Below are 18,371 nucleotides of genomic sequence, written 5' to 3'. Positions count from 1 at the left end.
TCAAGGCGTGTGCCCGCGACGATACCCAGCCAGAGTACGCAGCGCTCAGGCGGTCCGGGTCTCCGGGGGCGGGGCGGGCTTCCGGCGGGGCGGGAAGACCTCACCGGGCGTAGGGATGGGGCGGTCGGGCCGTGGCGCCTTGGGGCGCGGCGCGGGCTTGGGCGGCTCCCGGCGGGGCTCCCTCCGGGGATCGCGCTTGGGTTCCGCGCCGGGTTCCGCGCCCGACTCCGCCCCGGAGTCCACCCCGCCGCGCGAGGCGGTGGCGGACGGCCGCGGCCGGCTGCCGGTGCGGCCGCCCGCCGGGGCGTCCGGGGAGGCGCCTGAGCGGCCGCCTGGCAGCGCGCGCAGGCGGGCCCGTACGGACTTGTCGGCCACTCGCTCGCAGTGCCGCAGCAGGGCGCTGCGGCGTTTGCGCTCGGTCTCGGCGGCGGGCCGGGCGAGCAGCGAGCGCAGTGCGGCGAGGTCGTCGGGGGCGGGGACGTGGCCGGCCGCCAGCGCCTCCTTGAGCCGGGTGAGATAGCCGGCGGCGGCACCGGGCAGGGCGTCGCGGTAGCGGGCGAGGTCGGCGAGCAGGAAGGCGCGCAGGCGGGCGCCTTCGCGGACCGCCTCGTCCACCGCCTCGGCCAGCCGGAGGTATTCCTGGACGTCCTGCGACGCGTCCGCGCCGGAGTCGCCCTGGGGCGCGGCGGAGGAGGTCGTCTGGAGGGCATGGGCGAGGGCGCGACGGAGCACACGCAACTCATCGGCGCCGAAGGCCATGCCGCCGCGGGATCCGTATGGCATTGGCATGGGGCGACTTTACGACCTATTCGGACAAAAGCCGCTTAATTCGCCACGCAATGGCGCGGCAGCGGGCCGCCTGTCACACGGGCGCGCCAGTACGCAACCGCCGCGCCCGTCCACCGCCGCCCCGTCACAGGCGCCCGACGTTCCGCTCGTACACCAGCCGCAGGCCGATCAGGGTCAGCCAGGGCTCGTGCTCGTCGATCACCGAGGACTCGCCGAGCACCATCGGGGCCAGCCCGCCCGTGGCGATCACCGTCACGTCGTCCGGGTCGTCGGCCAGTTCCCGGGCCATCCGCTGCACCACGCCGTCCACCTGGCCGGCGAAGCCGTAGAGGATGCCGGACTGCATCGCCTCGACGGTGTTCTTCCCGATGACGCTGCGCGGCCGGGCCAGCTCGATCTTGCGGAGCTGGGCGCCCTTGACCCCCAGGGCGTCGACGGAGATCTCGATACCGGGGGCGATCACCCCGCCCACGTACTCGCCGCGGGCGCTGACCGCGTCGAACGTGGTCGCTGTGCCGAAGTCGACGACGACGGCCGGGCCGCCGTACAGCTCGACGGCCGCCAGGGCGTTGATGATCCGGTCGGCGCCGACCTCCTTGGGGTTGTCCATGAGGATCGGCACGCCCGTCTTGACGCCCGGTTCCACCAGGACGGCCGGCACGTCCCCGTAGTAGCGGCGGGTGACCTCGCGCAGCTCGTGGAGCACCGAGGGGACGGTGGAGCAGATGGAGATGCCCTCGATGTTGTCGCCCAGGTCCTCCCCGAGCAGCGGGTGCATGCCCATCAGGCCCTGGAGGAGCACCGCCAGTTCGTCGGCGGTGCGCCGGGCGTCGGTGGAGATCCGCCAGTGCTCGACGATCTCCTCGCCGTCGAACAGGCCGAGGACGGTATGGGTGTTGCCTACGTCGATGGTCAGCAGCATGGTCCGCGCCGCCTCCGGTTCACGTCGCGCACGAAGGGCTCGCCCGGGGTGGTGGGCGGGGAGACGGGTGGGCCTCCGAGGATGGTCGGCAGCATGGGGGTCAGCGGCTCTCGTCGTCGTGGGCGGCGGCCCGGGGGCCGGCCGGCTCGTCGCTCTCGCGCAGGTCCAGGCCGATGTCGAGGACCCGGGCGGAGTGGGTGAGCGCGCCCACCGCGAGGTAGTCGATGCCGGTCTCCGCGTACGCGCGGGCGTTGTCGAGGGTGAGCCGGCCCGAGGACTCCAGCATCGCGCGGCCGGCGACCAGTTCCACGGCCTCCCGGGTCTGCTCGGGCGTGAAGTTGTCCAGCAGGATCAGGTCGGCGCCCTCGGCGAGGATCGGCGGGATCTGGTCGAGCCGGTCGACCTCCACCTCGATGGGCACGCCGGGGAACTCGTCGCGTACGGCCGTGAACGCCTCGGCGACGCCGCCCGCCGCCACGACGTGGTTGTCCTTGATGAGCGCCGCGTCGCACAGCGACATCCGGTGGTTGACGCCGCCGCCGCAGCGCACCGCGTACTTCTCCAGGGCGCGCAGGCCCGGCGTCGTCTTACGGGTGTCGCGGACGTTGGCCTTGGTGCCTTCGAGGACGTCGGCCCAGGCGCGGGTCAGAGTGGCGATCCCGGACAGCCGGCCCAGGAGGTTCAGCGCACTGCGCTCGGCGGTGAGCAGGTCACGGGTCCGGGTGGTGACGGACAGCAGCTTCTGGCCGGCCACGACCCGCTCGCCGTCCTCCACGTGCCGCTCGACCGCGAACTCGTCGGTGCACACCACCGACAGCACCGCCTCGGCGATCCGCAGCCCGGCGATCGTGCCGTCCTCACGGGCGGTGAAGTCCCCGGTGGCGACGGCGTCTTCGGGGACGGTCGCCACGGTGGTGACGTCCACGCCCTGATCGAGGTCCTCCTCGATGGCCATGTGCGCGATGTCCTCCACCTGGACGGGGTCCAGGCCGGCGGCCACCAGGAGCGCGGCCAGGTCCGGGTCGAGGCCGCAGGTCATCGGGTCCAGCTCGTAGGCGTCGCCGTCGCCGGCGGCGCACCCGCAGGCGTCGCCGCAGCCGCCGCCTTCGGAGAGAGCGCCGGGCCGGCCGATCTGGAGGAGGGGGAGGTCGGGGGTGCTGCTCACGGGGTGCGCTCCGTATCGGGAAGGGGGGCGGACTGAGGGGCGGGGCCGGCGGTCGGCGGGAAGCCGGCGGTCTCGGTGGTGCGGACACCCAGGGTGCGGTCGGCACCGAGGGTGATGCGGAAGTGCCGTCGCCAGGAGGCATCGTCGCGGTCGGGGTGGTCCTCGCGCCAATGGCAGCCGCGGGTCTCCTCGCGGCGCCGCGCGGCGGCGACCAGGACCCGGGCGACGCACAGCAGGTTGGTGGCCTCCCAGGCTTCCACACCCGGCTCGGGGGCCTTGACAGATGCGGGAGCGGGGTCCGAGGCGGCCTCGACGGCCTCCCGGTGGAGCCGGTCGAGGTCGTCGGCGGCCCGGGCGAGGCTGGCCGCGCTGCGCAGCACACCGGCGCCGGCGGTCATGATCCGCTGGACGGCGGTGCGGGCCTCGGGCACCAGGAGGGGCAGCGGGGCGCGGGCCTCCACCGGGGCGGCGGCCGGGGCCGGCGCCCCGGTGGAGGCGATGTCCTCGGCGATCCGCTCCGCGAACACCAGGCCCTCCAGCAGGGAGTTGGAGGCCAGCCGGTTGGCGCCGTGCACACCGGTGCAGGCCACCTCGCCGCACGCGTACAGGCCGGGGACGGTGGTCCGCCCGTACAGGTCGGTGCGGACGCCGCCGGAGGCGTAGTGGGCCGCCGGGGCGACCGGGATCGGCTCGGTGACCGGGTCGATGCCGTGCGCCCGGCAGGCGGCCAGGATGGTCGGGAAGCGGTGCTCCCACATCTCGGCGCCGAAGTGGCGGGCGTCCAGGTACATGTGCTCGGTGCCCTGCTCCTGGGCGCGGCGCATGATCGCCTTGGCCACGATGTCGCGCGGGGCCAGCTCGGCGAGTTCGTGCTGTCCGACCATGAAACGGGTGCCGTCCGCGTCGACCAGGTGGGCGCCCTCGCCGCGCACCGCCTCGGAGATCAGCGGCTGTTGGCCCTCGGCGTCCGGCCCCAGGTAGAGCACCGTCGGGTGGAACTGGACGAATTCAAGGTCCGAGATCTCGGCGCCGGCGCGCAGCGCCAGGGCCACCCCGTCGCCGGTGGAGACGGCCGGGTTGGTGGTCGCGGAGAACACCTGGCCCATGCCCCCGGTGGCGAGCACCACCGCCGGTGCGTGGACGGCACCGACGCCGTCGTGCTGGCCCTCCCCCATGACGTGCAGGGTGACGCCGGCGGTGCGGCCCTCGGCGTCCGTGAGGAGGTCGAGGACCAGGGCGTTCTCGATGGTGCGGAGTCCGGCGGCGCGGACCGCGGCGACCAGTGCACGGGAGATCTCCGCCCCGGTGGCGTCGCCGCCGGCGTGCGCGATCCGGCGGCGGTGGTGGCCGCCCTCCCTAGTGAGTGCAATCTCCTCGCCCCCGGGGGCGGTGTCGAAGCGGGCGCCGGCCGCGATCAGCCGATGGACGGCGGCCGGGCCCTCGGTGACCAGGGTCCGCACGGCCTCCTCGTCGCACAGTCCGGCGCCCGCGACGAGGGTGTCGGCCAGGTGCTGCTCGGGGCTGTCGCCGTCCCCCAGGGCCGCGGCTATCCCCCCCTGTGCCCAACGGGTGGAGCCGTCGTCGAGCCGGGCCTTGGTGACGACGACGGTCCGGCGGCCGGCGGCGGCGCAGCGCAGCGCGGCGGTCAGCCCGGCGACGCCGGAGCCCACCACGACGACGTCGGCCGTGATGGACCATCCGGGGGCGGGGGCGCTGAGACGTATGCCGGCGGGGCCGGCGGCGGTTCCGGTAGCGGTCATCGGGTCGCTCCGAGGGGGCCTGGGGGTGGGGTGGACTTCCTGGTCTTCCGTGTGGCGCCGGAGGCGGGCCCGGTGGCGGGCCGGCCCTGCGGACCGGTGTGCCGTCCCTGGGCGGTGTCCGGGTGCGGGGCCGGGCTCGCGGTGAACACGAGCCGGATGTTGTCGATGAGCCGGGTGGTGCCGACCTTGGCGGCCACCGCGAGGATCGCCTCGCCCTCGAACCCGTCCGGGACCTCGGTGAAGTCCCGGGGGTCGATCAGGGCCAGGTAGTCCAGGTGCAGCGGTGGTTCCAGGTGGGCGGCGTCCTCCAGGACGGCGCCGGCCGCGGCTCTGGCCACGGACGGGCCGTGCGGCGGGCCCGCGGCGGCGTAGGCGACGGCGTGCGCGTCGGCGGCCGCCCGGTCCTCCCCGAGGGCGGCCAGCGCCGCGGAGCGGTCCTGTACGGGGTGCCCGGTGGAGGCGGCGCGGGCGCGCAGCGCCTCTTCGGCGGTGAGCCGGTCGCGGGCCGCGAAGAGCGCCGCGGACAGGGCGAGCGCGGTGCGCCGCTCCGGGCCGGACAGATAGCGGTTGCGGCTGGAGAGGGCCAGTCCGTCGGCCTCCCGGACCGTGGGGACGCCGACGATCTCGACCGGGAAATTCAGGTCGGCGGCCATCCGCCTGATCACGGCGAGCTGCTGGGCGTCCTTCTCCCCGAAGAACGCCAGGTCCGGCGCCGTCAGATGGAGCAGCTTGGCGACGACGGTGAGCACCCCGTCGAAGTGGCCGGGGCGGCTGGCGCCTTCCAGGACGGTGCCCATGGGGCCCGCGGAAATACGGACCTGCGGCTCCCCGCCCGGATAGACCTCGTCGGCCGACGGCGCGAAGACGGCGTCCGCGCCCGCTCGGTCGGCCAGCACCACGTCCTCGTCCAGGGTCCGCGGGTACCGGTCGAGATCCTCGCCCGCCCCGAACTGCAGCGGGTTGACGAACACCGTGACCACGACCTGGCCCTGCGGCCCCACCCGCTCCCGGGCGGCCCTGACCAGGGCGGCGTGCCCCTCGTGCAACGCACCCATGGTCATGACGACGGCCCGTGCACCGCCGCCGCGCGGCAGCGCCCGCAGGTCGGTGGCGGTGCGCACGAGCCGGGGCCCGGACGCGGCTCGGGAGGCGTCCGGGGCCGGATTGACGGGGGAGGAGGTCATGAGTCGCCTCCGTGGGGGCCGGGGTTGGGGGAGCCGGAGGGGCCGGGGGTGCCGGGGTCGTTGTCCGGAGTGTCCGGGGATGTTGGGGGGTTGGGCGTGCCTGAGGTGTCTTCGGTGCCCGGGGTGTCTTCGGTGCCTGGGGTGGCCGGTGTGTCAGGGGCATCGATGTCGTCGGGGGTGTCGACGTCGTGGGGGGCGTCGTGCTCACGCTCGTCCTCGGTGGAGGGCGTGGCGGAGGACGTGGCGGAGGACGGCCGCTCTCCGGCGGTCGTGGCCTGGCCGGCAGCGGATCGTCCGGCGTCGGCGCCGTCGGGAGCCGGCCCGGCGAGCACGTCCAGCAACTCCGCGGCCGGCTCCGGCTTCAGGAGGCCGTGTGACAGTGCCCGGTCGGCCGTCATACGAGCCATGGCGAGATAGCCGGCGACGGCCTGAGGGGCGTGCTTGCGCAGCTCCGCCACGTGGACCGCGACGGTGCCCGCGTCGCCCCGGGCGACCGGGCCCGTCAGGGCGGCGTCACCGGACCGCAGCGCGTTGTCCAGGGCCGCGCCGAGCAGCGGGCCGAGCATCCGGTCCGGGGCCCGCACACCGGCCTTCGCCAGCAGTTCCTTGGCCTGCGCCACCAGGGTGACCAGGTAGTTCGCGCCGATCGCGAGCGCCGCGTGATACAGCGGACGATCGGATTCCGCGATCCACTCGGGCTCCCCGCCCATCTCGATGACCAGTGCCTCCGCGGCCATCCGCAGCTCCTCGGGCGCGGTCACCCCGAACGGGCAGCCAGCCAGCCGCTGCACGTCCACGGACGTACCGGTGAACGTCATCGCCGGGTGCAGGGCCAGCGGCAGCGCACCGGCCCGGGTGGCCGGCTCCAGCACCGCCGTCCCGAAACGGCCGGAGGTGTGCACCAGCAGCTGGCCCGGCCGTACGGCACCGGTCTCGGCGAGTCCGCTCACCAGGTCGGCCAGGGCGTCGTCGGGGACGGTCAGCAGCACGAGGTCCGCACGGGCGAGCACCTCGGCCGGGGGGACCAGCGGGACACCGGGCAGCAGCTCGCCTGCCCGCCGGCGGGAGGCGTCGGAGACCCCCGAGACGGCCACCGGGCGGTGGCCGGCGAGCTGCAGCGACGCGGCGAGCGCGGGGCCGACGCGGCCTGCCCCGACGACTCCGACGGTGAGCCGGGCGGGCCGGTCCTGGGCCTCGATGGAGGAATGTTGGTTCACGCGGCGACGGCCTTCCGTTCCAGTCCGCGAGGGGTACCGGACGATTCGTCGCCATGCTACGCGAGGAGGCCCCGCCGCCCTGAGAGCTGTGCGGAGGGTGAGACGAGGGTCTCGGAGCCGAACCGGAACGCCGGAACACCCCGCTCCGGCTCGATTCGGAGAGTTATCCACAGGGCTCGCGGCGGCGGCCGCGGCGGGGTGATGATCGATGCCACAGCCCGCGCGGACGGCGCGGGGCGACGCTGAGGCGGGGGATCATGACCGAGGCCGGGAAGCACACAGCAGAGGCCGGAAAGCAGCTGGCCGAGGACGGGAAGCTGCCGGGCGCGGGCAGCGAGCGGACGGGGTCCGGGGGCGGCAACGGGGTCGGGACCGTGGCCGGAGCCAGAGCCGGGGCCCGGGCGGGGTCGGGGTCGGGGTCGGGGTCCGAGGAAAGGGCCGACGCCGCGAACACCGCGGACACCGCCGACGCCGCCGACACGACGGACGGCGACCAGGCGGACAAGAAGGACGAGGCGGACGGGACGGACGACCGGGCGCGGCGGTTCGCCGCCTACCGGGGGTCGCTGCGGACGCTGTGCGGCCGCCCACCGGAGACCATCGCCGAGCAACTGTCCCGTCTGACCGCCGACGCCCCCGGCGTGTACGACCTCGACGACTGGACGGACTTCTACGGCAACGACAACGGCATCGTCGGCGAACTGGAGCGCCGGACGGCCGAGGCCCTGGGCACCGCCGCCGCGGTGTTCTTCCCGACGGGCACGATGGCGCAGCAGGTGGCCCTGCGCTGCTGGGCGGGCCGCACGGGCAACGCGACGGTCGCCGGCCATCCGCTGTCCCATCTGGAGGTGCACGAGCGCGACGCCTACGCGGTCGTCAGCGGATTGCGCATGGTGCATCCGACGAGCGCCCCGCGTCTGCCGACGGCCGCCGAGATCTACGACCTCCAGGAGCCGTTCGGCACCCTCGCCCTCGAACTCCCGCTGCGCGACGCCGGATACGTCCTCCCCAGCTGGGAGGAGCTGGAGTCGACGGTGGCCGCGGCGCGGGAACTGGACGCGGTGGTGCACTTCGACGGCGCCCGACTCTGGGAAACCGGCCCGCACTTCGGCAGGTCGCTCCCGGAGATCGCCGCCCTCGCGGACAGCGTCTATGTCTCCTTCTACAAATCGCTGAACGGCATGGCGGGCGCCGCGCTGGCGGGCACCGAGGAGTTCGTCGCGGAGGCCCGGGCCTGGCGCCACCGCTACGGCGGCCAGCTGTTCCAGCAGTGGCCGATCGCGCTCGCCGCCCTGGTCGGGCTGGACCGCGAGCTGCCCCGGTTGCCGGCGTATGCGGCCCACGCCAAGGTCGTCGCCCGGGCATTGCGGGAGGGACTGGCGCAGGCGGGCGTGCCGTGGTTCCGCGTGCACCCCGAGGAGCCGCACACCCACGAGTTCCAGGTATGGCTGCCCCACCCGCCGGAGGTTCTGAACGAGGCCGGCACCCGTCAGGCCGAAGAGACCCGGACGACGCTCTTCCGCAAGTGGTACGAGCCGACCCCGGGCGGCCCGCCGAGTGTGGCGATGACGGAGGTGACGATCACCTCCCTGGCACTCGAATGGACCGCGGAGGACATACGCACGGCAGTGGGCGACTTCGTCCGGCGCATCGAGGAGTGATCTGAATCGAGGGGTGAGGTGAATCGAGGGGTGAGGGCGCCTGCCCGTGCCGGCACGCGCCGCCGCCATCCGTCCAGCCGGACGGGCCCGGCGTAGCGGGGCCCTGCCGGAGATGCGCTGTGGGGCGTTCGAGTGCGGCCGGTGTCTGGGGCGGGCGGGGCTCAGGTGCAGGGCGTTCCTGCGTGGTGCTTGTTCTTGGGCGCGACGTGGGGCGTTTCGGGGGTGGGGTGGGCAGGGGCGGGGTGGGAGGGGGCGGGGGCGGGGCGGGAGGGGGCGGCAGGGCCGGCGTTCGAGATTCCGAAGCCGCGGCCGAACCATGCCGCCCCCCTGCGGGCGAGCCGTCCCTTACGTCCCCACCAGCGTTCCGCGGGGTCGGTGACCACCGCCTGGAAGCGGCGCCACTGCCGGATCTCGCGGGCGGTGCGGACGATGGCCGCGTCCGGGATGGGCGGAGCGACCTCGCCTCGCTGGGCGGCGCGGTAGCTGTCGAGGAGGTGCTGCTGCATGGCGTTCATGGCTCTCACTCTGGGGCGGCCGGGCCGCCTCTGGCGCGTCGATTGACGAGAGCCGTCAATCGACGACACCGCAGGTCACGGCCTCGCGCATGATGGGGACATGGCCAACGTCATCGACATCACCGGGCTGCCGCCGGAGCGCCTCGTCTTCGCGCCCTCGCCGCTGGCCGAGCTGAGTGCGGCGCTGCACGCGCTGTCCGAGCCGGGCCACCACCCGGGCCTGCACGGCTGGGTCACCGCGACCAACTCCGGACTGAAGACCGACCTCGCCGACCGGCTGTGCGAGGCGGACTTCCTGTGGCGGTCCGCCCGCTCCGACATCCTGCTGCCCGCCCGCCCCGGGGCGTCGCTGGCAGAGGAGCTGGACCAGCTGGACCAGATCGACGACGAGCGGTTCGTGGCCGCCTTCTTCGAGATCAGCTGCTCGCCCCGGTACACCCGCCCCACGCCGTCGCCCCTCGTCGACGCCGGTGAACGGGCGCGCGTACGGGAGATGGCGGCGGCCCGCGGCCCGCGCCAAGCAGCCTTCACGGACCGGATGTTGACCGACCCCGACGGCCTGCGGGTGTGGCTGCGCCGTCTGTTCCAGGACTGCGAGGACGCCTTCTTCGGGGACATCTGGCGGCGGGTGGGCATCCAACTGGCCGCCGACGCCCGTCACAAGACCGAACTGCTGCGCCGCAAGGGCCTGGCCGAGACGCTGACCGCGACCTCGCGGGCGTTGACGCTGGACGAGGCGCAGGACGGCAGCGGCACCACCCGGATCCTGGTCGACAAGCTGGCCGGCGGGCGCACGACGGCCTTCGCCGACCCCGCCGACCCCGGGGTCACCTTCCTGCCGACGTCGTTCGGCTGGCCGCACCTGCTGTTCAGCCACGCCCCCGGCTGGCGTCCGGTGTTCCAATACCCGGTCGCCAGCCCGGAGTTGCCCGCGCACGCCACGCTGGAACTCGTCCAGCAGCGGCTGGAGGCGCTCGGCCACCCGATGCGGATGCGGCTGTGCCGCACTCTCTCGCGCGGGCCGCACACGACGGGCGAGTTGGCGACCACGTTCGGCATCACGGCACCGGAGGTGTCGCGGCATATCGCGGTGCTGAAGAAGGCGGGACTGCTGCAGACCCGGCGGCGCGGGCGTTACGTCCTCCACCAGCTGGATCTCCAGGTGGTGGCCCGGCTGGGCAGCGACTTCCTGGAGGGCGTGCTGCGCTGAGGGGTGGGGCCGGGCGGACAGACCGGCAGCCCGTCAGGCCAACAGGCCAACAGGCCAACAGGCCGGGAGACCTAGCGGGAGCCGTAGAGGCCGCAGGAGCGTAAGCGGCGCAAGGCGGAGCCTGTAGGAGCACAGGAAGAGCGGGCGCACCGGACGGCCGTCCGGCGGCCTGTCACCGCTGGACGGCCTGCCGCTGGCCGCCGCGGCCGCCGCGCCCACCCGTCGACTGCCTCCCCCGGCCTGATGCGACGCGCTACGCCCCGGCGCCCCCGGCCCGGACCAGCCCCGTCTCATAGGCGAGCACCACCGCCTGGACCCGGTCCCGCAGGCTCAACTTCGTGAGGATCCGGCCCACATGGGTCTTGACCGTGGCCTCGGACAGCACCAGCCGCGCCGCGATCTCACCGTTCGACAGCCCCTGCGCGACGAGCAGCAGCACCTCGCGCTCGCGCTCGGTCAGCCGCTCCAGCTCGGGCCGCCCGGGCTCGCCGCCGGTGGTGGGCAGCATGGGCGTGAAGCGGTCCAGGAGGCGGCGGGTGGTGGACGGGGCGACCACCGCGTCCCCGCTGTGCACCGCCCGGATCGCGGCGAGGAGTTCGTTCGGCGGGACGTCCTTGAGCATGAAGCCGCTGGCCCCGGCCTTGAGCGCGGAGAAGGCGTACTCGTCCAGGTCGAAGGTGGTCAGGATGAGCACCTTCGGGGCGCCCTCCGGTTGACCGCCCCCGCAGATCCGGCGGGTCGCCTCGACGCCGTCGAGCTGTGGCATCCGGACGTCCATGAGGATCACGTCCACCTCGGTGGAACGCAGCACCTCCAGGGCCTCCGCTCCGTTACCGGCCTCGGCGACGACCTCCATGTCGGGTTGTGCGGCCAGCACCATCCGGAAGCCGGTGCGCAGCAGCACCTGGTCGTCGACGAGCATCACGCGGATGGTCATGGCAGGGGGATCCCTTCACGGGTCGGCGGGGACGGCGGGGCCGACGGGGTCGGCTGGGACGGTGGGAACAGTTGGAGCAGCTGGTGCCGTAGAGGCAGCTGGCGCCATTGGGACAGTTGGACCGGTTGGAGCCGTTGGAGCGGTTGGGGCGAACGCGTCTGGGGCGAACAATGCCAGAGCGGGCGGGTCCGGGGCGGCCGGCCGCGACGGCCCGTGCCCCGAGCGAACCGAGACGCGACACGGCCAGAACAGCCGGCCCCCGCCCCAGGCACCACCCTGGCCCCGGCCCCGCCCGCCCGAGACTCCGTGCACCCGACGCCACCGGCCCTCGGCGAGGGCCGGCCGCTCACCGCTCCGCCTTGAGCGGCAGTACGGCGTTGACCCGGAATCCGCCGCCCGGGCGGGGGCCGGCGTCGAGGATTCCGCCGACCATGCCCACCCGCTCGCGCATGCCGATCAGGCCGTGGCCGAGCCCGTCGGCGCCGCCCGCCTCGTAGAGCTCGTGCTGCGCGCCCCGGCCGTCGTCCTCGACGAGCAGATCGAGGTCGTCGTCCCGGTAGGTCAGGCGGACGGTGGCGCTGACGCCGGGGCCGCCGTGCTTGCGGGTGTTGGTCAGCGCCTCCTGGACGATGCGGTACGCGGTCAGCTCGACGCTGCTGGGCAGCGGGCGCGGCTCGCCGACGACCCGGAAGTCGACCGGCAGTCCCGCGCCCCGGACCTGGTCTATGAGGTCGGCGAGCTGCTCGACGCCGGGCTGGGGCACGTAATCCTCGCCCTCGGCCTGCTCGCCGGTGCGCAGCACGCCCAGCAGCCGGCGCATCTCGGCGAGCGCCTGCCGGCCCGTGCCGGAGATCGTCTCCAGCGCCTGCCGGGCCTGGTCGGGCGCGGCGTCGAGGACATACGCGGCGCCGTCGGCCTGGACGACCATCACCGAGACGTTGTGCGCGACGACGTCGTGCAGCTCGCGGGCGATCCGGGCGCGCTCGGCCGCGACCGCGATCCGGGACTGGGCCTCGCGCTCCTTCTCCAGGCGGGTGGCCTTCTCCTCCAGCTGTGCCCAGTAGGCCCGGCGGGTGCGGATCGAGTCGCCGAGCACCCAGGCCAGTACGAACGGCACGGTGAGCAGCACCATGAAGAAGATCACGGCCCAGAGCGGCATGTGGACGGGGCTGTCCCGGAAGCGGAGTTGGGACAGACCGGGGCCGATCAGCGCGCTGGCCAGCGCGAGGCGTGAGGCCCAGCGGCGGGCCGAGGTCTCGGAGGCGACGGTGTAGACGATCACCATCATCGAGAAGTCGCCGGGGTTGGGCGGGACGTTCATGATCAGCTGGCCCACGCCGAGGGCGATGGTCAGCAGCAGCATCTTGACCGGGTACTTCCGGCGCAGGGCGATGACCAGGCACAGGCCGATGCCGAAGAGCAGGCCGACGACCTTGCCCTCGAGGCCCGGCCGGGAGATGACCCACAACCCGGTGATCCCGAAGAGGAGGAAAGCCCAGAAGCTGTCCACTCCCGTCGGGTGCCGGCGGAGGAAGTCATAGAGGCGCTGCACGTAACCCAGCGTAGGGAGCGCGAGGAGGCAGAAGAGTCAACCGGAGGGGCGATCCTCTTCAACAGGGCCTACTCCGCTAGGTGGAGGCGGTCTGCGCCGATTGTGTCGACCCTGGGGTCGATCCGTGGTCACGCGGCCCCGGCGGGCCCGTGCCGTCCCGCCGGGATACGCCCCCGACCAGGGGTTTCCTCCCTGACTCGGCTCATACCGCAGGCCGACCGCCGCACCACGGGTCGACGCCCGGAGCCGCCGGCCGCCCCGTACGGGAGGTGCCTGCGTCCGCATACGCTCCGCGCCGGCCCCCGTACCGTGGTGCCCGTGACGACAGAGGGACAGGGGCCGGGACAGGGGCAGGGACGCGGTTCAGCGGCGAACGAGCACCAGCAGGCCCGACGCGAGCCGGCCGACGCCCACCGCCCGGCCGACCCAGCCGCCGGCACCACGCCCGCCAAGCCCACCGCGCCCACCACACCCGCCCAACCGGCTCCCCCCAGCGCCTCCACCCCCGCCGCCCGCCACTCCCCCTGGCGCGGCTGGCAGGAGGCGGCCGAGCAGGCGCTCTACGGCCCGGACGGCTTCTACACCCGCCCCGGCGGCCCCGGCCCCGCCGGCCACTTCCGCACCTCCGTCCACGTCTCCCCGCTGTACGCCGGCGCCGTCGCCACCCTCCTCCGCCGGGTCGACGCCGCCCTCGGGCACCCGGACGAGCTGGCCCTGGTGGACGTCGGCGCGGGCCGCGGCGAGCTGTTGACCGGAGTGCTGGCGGCCCTCCCCGAGGAGGTTGCCGGACGCCTGCGCCCGTATGCCGTCGAACGCGCCGAGCGCCCCGAGGGACTCGACCCCCGCATCGCCTGGCGCGCCGATCTGCCCGCGCCGGGCTCGCTCACCGGCCTGCTCTTCGCCAACGAATGGCTCGACAACGTCCCGCTGGACATCGTCGAGACGGACGCCGACGGGGTACCGCGCCGGGTCCTAGTGCGGGCCGACGGCACGGAACGGCTCGGTCCGCCGGTCGACGGCCCGGACGCGGCGTGGCTCGCCCGCTGGTGGCCGCGCGCCGCGCCGGACGCCGCCGGCGACCCCGTACCCGGGCTGCGCGCCGAGATCGGCCGCCCCCGGGACGCCGCCTGGGCGCGTGCCCGCCGCACCCTGCGCGCCGGGCTCGCGGTCGCCGTCGACTACGCCCACCGGCGCGCCGACCGGCCGCCCTTCGGCACCCTCACCGGCTTCCGCGCGGGCCGCGAGGTCCCGCCCGTCCCGGACGGCAGCTGCGACCTCACCGCGCACGTCGCGCTGGACGCCTGTGCCGGTCCGGGCGCCGAGCAGCTGACCCAGCGCGCCGCGCTGCACGCCCTCGGGGTGACCGGCCGCCGCCCGCCGCTCTCCCTGGCCACGACCGACCCGGCCGGCTACGTACGCGCGCTCGGCGCGGCCGGTGACGCGGCGGAACTGACCGATCCGGCGGGCCTGGGCGCCTTCGGCTGGCTGCTGGAGCCGGTCGGCGGCACCGCCTGCGCCGAACTGCTCGCCGCCGGCGCCGAGAGCGCCACCGGCAGCAGCTCCGGCAGCGCCGCCGACTGACGCCCCCGAACGCGACGCCACCACGCCCCGGTGGCCCGGTGGCCCGGCCCACGCTGGGACCGCCACCACAGCCCACCGGCACGGCCCGCCCCTCGGGCCCGGCCCCCGTTTCACACCACGGCCGCCCCCGTTCCACACCACGGACCGCACCGCTCCGTAGCGTCCCGTCCTGCGACACTGTCCCCATGACGGAGACGACGGTCGGCATCGGCGGCGCGGCGGAGAGCACCGACATGGTGCTGAACATCGGCCCGCAGCATCCCTCCACGCACGGCGTGCTGCGGCTGCGCCTCGTCCTGGACGGCGAGCGCATCCGGCAGGCCGAGCCGGTGATCGGCTATATGCACCGCGGCGCGGAGAAGCTCTTCGAGGCCCGCGACTACCGCCAGATCATCATGCTCGCCAACCGCCACGACTGGCTGTCGGCGTTCTCCAACGAGCTGGGTGTGGTGATCGGCGTCGAGCGGATGCTGGGCATGGAGGTGCCCGAGCGCGCGGTGTGGATGCGCACGCTGCTCGCCGAGCTGAACCGCGTCCTGAACCACCTGATGTTCCTCGGCTCGTACCCGCTGGAGCTCGGCGGGATCACCCCGGTCTTCCACGCGTTCCGGGAGCGCGAGGAGCTCCAGACCGTCATGGAGGAGATCTCCGGCGGCCGGATGCACTACATGTTCAACCGGGTCGGCGGCCTCAAGGAGGACCTGCCCGCCGGCTGGCTCGGCCGGGCCCGGCAGGCCGTCGCCGACGTCCGCTCCCGTATGGACGTCTTCGACAATCTCGTCCTGGGGAACGAGATCTTCCGCGGCCGCACCCGGGGCGTCGGTGTGCTGACCCGTGAAGCGGTGCACGCCTACGGCGTCTCCGGGCCGATCGCCCGCGCGTCCGGCGTCGACTTCGACCTGCGGCGCGACGAGCCGTATCTCGCGTACGGCGAGCTGGAGTCCACGCTCAAGGTCGTCACCAGGGAGGAGGGCGACTGCCTGGCCCGCTTCGAGTGCCTGCTGGAGCAGACGCACAACTCCCTCGACCTCGCGGACGCCTGCCTGGACCGGATCGCGGAGCTGCCGCCCGGCCCGATCAACCAGCGGCTGCCGAAGGTCCTCAAGGCCCCCGAGGGCACGACCTACGCCTGGACCGAGAACCCGCTCGGCATCAACGGCTACTACCTGGTCTCCAAGGGCGAGAAGACCCCGTACCGCCTGAAGTTGCGCTCCGCGTCGTACAACAACATCCAGGTGCTGACGGAGCTGCTGCCGGGGACCCTGGTCGCCGACATGGTCGCCATCCTGGGCTCGATGTTCTTCGTGGTCGGCGACATCGACAAGTAGGCGGGGAGGCGCCCGTCCGTCCACAGGCTGTGGACGGACGGGCGCCTCCCCGCCGCTCGCTACGTTCTGCCGCCTCCCGGCGTTCAGGAGATGGCGCTGCGCAGTTCGGCGAGGTCGAGCTGCTCGGTCTCGTCGTGCGCGGTCAGGTCGATGACCTCGCCGGCGCCGTGCGTCGTCTCCCCGTCGGCGACGACCGCGCCGCCGGGCGCCTCGTCATCGCCGGAGGTCTCCTCACCGGATGCCTCGCGCCCGTGTATGCCGCCGTGCTCGGCGTCCTCGGAGCCCCCGGAGCCCCCGGAGTCCCGGGAGTCGGAGCCCTCAGCGCCCGCGCTCTCCGTACGCGCCGCGCGGGCGTCCGTACGAGCCTCGATGCGGGCCTCCGTACGGGCCTTGGCGCGCGCCGACTGCTCGGCGACCGCCTCGTCACCGACGACGTCCGCCAGGTCCTCCTCCATCGGGGCGGGCAGCTCGTTGCGGGGGACGGTGGCGTTGCCGAAGAAGTCGAAGCCGCCCAGCGTGCGGGGCACGGACGGGCGGGCCGGGGCGATCGCTGCGGCGGCCGGCACCGGGCGGAGCGCGGATCCGCCCACCCCCTGCGCGGCGGCCGCCCCGGGCTTCCCCGGGCCGGTCGCCCCGGGTTCCTCCTGAGCGCCGGTGTCGGGCCGGCCGGCGGCCTGTGCGGCGGCGCGCTGCCGGGCGGCGTTGCGGGCCAGCTCGCGCAGCGCGCGGTCCGCCTCCGCGAACGTGGCGGTGGGACGGGCCCCGGCCGCGCCGTCCGTCGTCCTGGCGTCCGCCTTCCCGGCATCCGGCACCGGGCGCCCGCCGCCGGGTGCCGGCTCGCGGCGGGCCGGTACGAGCCCGCCGTCGGCGCCCGGCTGCCCGGCCTCGATGGCGAGCAGCCGGCGGCCCTCCAGGGCGCTGGCCCGCTCGGTCTCGGCGTTGGCGTAGCGGCGCAGCAGAGCGGCGTGCTCGCTGCGCAGCCGGGCGAGTTCGGCGCGCTTGGCGCGGAGCTTGGTGTCCAGGGCGGCGCGGATCTCGCGCGACTCCTCGACGTCCGTCTCCAGTTCGGCGATCCGCTCCTCGGTGCGCCACTCGTCGCGCGCCCGGGCCCGGGTCAGCTCGGCGACGCGTTTGCCGGCCTTGCGGTCCCAGGTCCGCAGCAGGACGGCGCCGGTGACCGCGGCGGCCGCGGCACCGGCGGCGAGCACCCGTTGCACGAGGTCGTCGCCGACGAACCACGCGCCCGTGGCACAGGCAATTGACGCACCGGCGACCGTCGATGGAGGAAGCAGCCGGTGGAGGGGTGGGGAATGGCGGTGGCGTCCTCGTGGCATGGCCAGAAACTTACCGTGCGTGCGAGACCTATGGGGCCTCGCCTACGGATCCGTTCCCCGCTGGTTACTTCTTGACCAACCCCTTGGACTCCAAATATGCCTGCGCCACATCGGCGGGCTTCAAGCGCTCGGCATCGACCTTGCGGTTCAAGTTGATCAAGTCCTCGGTGGTGAGCACCTTCGTGATCTTGTTGAGTGCGGCCTCGACCTCCTTGTCGCCGGCGCTCTTGGCATTCAGCACCGGCAGCACATTGTCGGCGTTCTGCAGCTTCTTGTCGTCCTGGAGAAGCACCAGACCGAAGTTGTCGAGAGTGGCGTCCGTGGTCGTGGTCAGCACGAGCTGGTCGGTGCCGTCCTTGACCGCCTGCTTGGCCTGCGGGGTCCCCACGCCCTTGGGGTCGATGCCCGCGACGGCGATGCCGTAGGTCTTCTGCAGACCCGGCTTGCAGAACACCCGCGTCTCGCACTCCTCCCCCGCGGCGAGTTTGACCTTCTGTCGAGAACGGCCCAGGTCGGAGAGTGTCCGGAGCTTGTTCTTGGCAGCGAATTCCTTGGTCACCGCGAAGGCGTTCTGGTCGGTGGCCGCGCCTGCCGGGAGCACCTTCAGTCCGCGCGGCTCGGCCAGCTTCTTCAGCTCCGCGACCGTCTTGTCGATGTCGCTGGAGGCCACGGGCTTCGCCTTGGCGCCGTTCTTCTTCGCGTTGAGGAATTCCGCGAGGGTGGAGGCGTATTCCGGAACTACATCGATCTGGCCCTTCTCCAGGGCCGGTTCATACAGCTCCCGATTGGCCAGCGTCTGAACCCGTGGGTGGTAACCGGCATCGGCCAGGACCCGTGAATAGATCTCGGCGAGCACCTTCGACTCGGTGAAGCCCGCCGAGCCTATGACGATCTCGCCCTTCCCTCCGTCCTTGCCGCCCTTCTGCTCCAGGCTCTGTCCGCCGCACGCGGCCAGACCTGCGGCCAGCGCCGCCACCGTCCCCGCGGCGAGCGCGGTACGCGCCGTGCGGGCCGTACGTGCTGTGCTGCTCATGGAAATCCACTCCGTCCGTTCGGGGTCAGGTCGGTCGAGACGTCTCGGGTCGCGGCCGGGCGAGCTCTGTCGTCACACTTCCGTCGTCCGCCCGGAAGGCGAGCCAGGGGGCAGGCCAGGAGGCGGGCCGGGCGGCGTCCGGTGCGCACCCTCGGCGGGCCGGACGGCCGCGCCCGTACTGGC

At 74.0% G+C, this 18,371-nt stretch carries 15 protein-coding genes; 4 read left to right on the top strand and 11 right to left on the bottom strand.

The genetic code is table 11. The features are described 5' to 3' along the window. Positions 1–45: 45 nt before the first annotated feature. From B073_RS0122915 to B073_RS0122890, 6 genes are all read right to left on the bottom strand, one after another. A complete protein-coding gene (locus tag B073_RS0122915) occupies positions 46–759 on the bottom strand; it encodes a hypothetical protein (protein ID WP_018540417.1) in 714 nt (237 codons plus the stop codon). A 154-nt stretch (positions 760–913) separates the two neighbouring features. Beyond that, positions 914–1,711: a type III pantothenate kinase gene (locus tag B073_RS0122910; RefSeq protein ID WP_018540416.1), complete on the bottom strand. Its 798-nt coding sequence runs from the start codon at positions 1,709–1,711 to the stop codon at positions 914–916. A gap of 100 nt (positions 1,712–1,811) precedes the next feature. Further along, positions 1,812–2,876, bottom strand: coding sequence for a carboxylating nicotinate-nucleotide diphosphorylase (gene nadC / locus B073_RS0122905; RefSeq protein ID WP_018540415.1), 1,065 nt, complete (start codon positions 2,874–2,876; stop codon positions 1,812–1,814). Continuing rightward, positions 2,873–4,636: an L-aspartate oxidase gene (locus B073_RS40770; RefSeq protein WP_018540414.1), complete on the bottom strand. Its 1,764-nt coding sequence runs from the start codon at positions 4,634–4,636 to the stop codon at positions 2,873–2,875. Before B073_RS40770 ends, nadC begins: the two co-directional genes overlap by 4 nt. Further along, a complete protein-coding gene (panC, locus tag B073_RS40765) occupies positions 4,633–5,820 on the bottom strand; it encodes a pantoate--beta-alanine ligase (RefSeq protein ID WP_018540413.1) in 1,188 nt (395 codons plus the stop codon). Before panC ends, B073_RS40770 begins: the two co-directional genes overlap by 4 nt. Further along, positions 5,817–7,037 (bottom strand): DUF2520 domain-containing protein, encoded by a 1,221-nt coding sequence (locus B073_RS0122890; protein ID WP_018540412.1) that lies wholly within the window; start codon positions 7,035–7,037, stop codon positions 5,817–5,819. Before B073_RS0122890 ends, panC begins: the two co-directional genes overlap by 4 nt. 257 nt (positions 7,038–7,294) lie before the next feature. Between B073_RS0122890 and B073_RS40760 the strand changes: the two genes are divergently transcribed. Continuing rightward, positions 7,295–8,698 carry a threonine aldolase family protein gene (locus B073_RS40760; protein WP_018540411.1) on the top strand — a complete coding sequence of 468 codons (1,404 nt, stop codon included), beginning with the start codon at positions 7,295–7,297 and terminating at the stop codon, positions 8,696–8,698. Between the two features lie 161 nt (positions 8,699–8,859). Here the strand turns inward: B073_RS40760 and B073_RS48045 are convergent, their stop codons facing one another. Then, positions 8,860–9,213, bottom strand: a complete 354-nt coding sequence (locus B073_RS48045) for a hypothetical protein (RefSeq protein ID WP_018540410.1) — start codon at positions 9,211–9,213, stop codon at positions 8,860–8,862. A gap of 100 nt (positions 9,214–9,313) precedes the next feature. On the opposite strand from B073_RS48045, the gene B073_RS0122875 reads away from it, so the two are divergent. After that, positions 9,314–10,423: a DUF5937 family protein gene (locus B073_RS0122875; protein WP_018540409.1), complete on the top strand. Its 1,110-nt coding sequence runs from the start codon at positions 9,314–9,316 to the stop codon at positions 10,421–10,423. A gap of 253 nt (positions 10,424–10,676) precedes the next feature. Here the strand turns inward: B073_RS0122875 and B073_RS0122870 are convergent, their stop codons facing one another. Together B073_RS0122870 and B073_RS0122865 are read right to left on the bottom strand one after the other, a co-directional pair. Continuing rightward, positions 10,677–11,360, bottom strand: a complete 684-nt coding sequence (locus tag B073_RS0122870; RefSeq protein ID WP_018540408.1) for a response regulator — start codon at positions 11,358–11,360, stop codon at positions 10,677–10,679. A gap of 346 nt (positions 11,361–11,706) precedes the next feature. Beyond that, the gene (locus B073_RS0122865) at positions 11,707–12,912 is read right to left on the bottom strand and encodes a sensor histidine kinase (protein ID WP_078508129.1); all 1,206 of its coding nucleotides are present in this window, start codon (positions 12,910–12,912) and stop codon (positions 11,707–11,709) included. Positions 12,913–13,230: 318 nt separating this feature from the next. Between B073_RS0122865 and B073_RS0122860 the strand changes: the two genes are divergently transcribed. Both B073_RS0122860 and B073_RS0122855 read left to right on the top strand, forming a co-directional pair. Continuing rightward, complete coding sequence (locus B073_RS0122860; RefSeq protein WP_018540406.1) at positions 13,231–14,493, top strand: SAM-dependent methyltransferase; 1,263 nt, start codon at positions 13,231–13,233, stop codon at positions 14,491–14,493. A gap of 185 nt (positions 14,494–14,678) precedes the next feature. After that, entirely contained in the window at positions 14,679–15,821 is a 1,143-nt protein-coding gene (locus tag B073_RS0122855; protein ID WP_018540405.1) for an NADH-quinone oxidoreductase subunit D, read from the top strand. A gap of 83 nt (positions 15,822–15,904) precedes the next feature. Here the strand turns inward: B073_RS0122855 and B073_RS0122850 are convergent, their stop codons facing one another. Together B073_RS0122850 and B073_RS0122845 are read right to left on the bottom strand one after the other, a co-directional pair. Continuing rightward, the gene (locus tag B073_RS0122850) at positions 15,905–17,155 is read right to left on the bottom strand and encodes a hypothetical protein (protein WP_026247632.1); all 1,251 of its coding nucleotides are present in this window, start codon (positions 17,153–17,155) and stop codon (positions 15,905–15,907) included. A gap of 64 nt (positions 17,156–17,219) precedes the next feature. Beyond that, on the bottom strand, positions 17,220–18,188 hold the full coding sequence (locus tag B073_RS0122845) for an ABC transporter substrate-binding protein (protein WP_018540403.1): 969 nt from the start codon (positions 18,186–18,188) through the stop codon (positions 17,220–17,222). Positions 18,189–18,371: the final 183 nt, after the last annotated feature.

The sequence above is a fragment of the Streptomyces sp. MspMP-M5 genome (assembly GCF_000373585.1).
Taxonomy (GTDB): Bacteria; Actinomycetota; Actinomycetes; order Streptomycetales; family Streptomycetaceae; genus Streptomyces.
The sequence above is the reverse complement of the archived record's forward strand: the minus strand, read 5'-3'. Positions and strand labels throughout refer to the sequence as shown.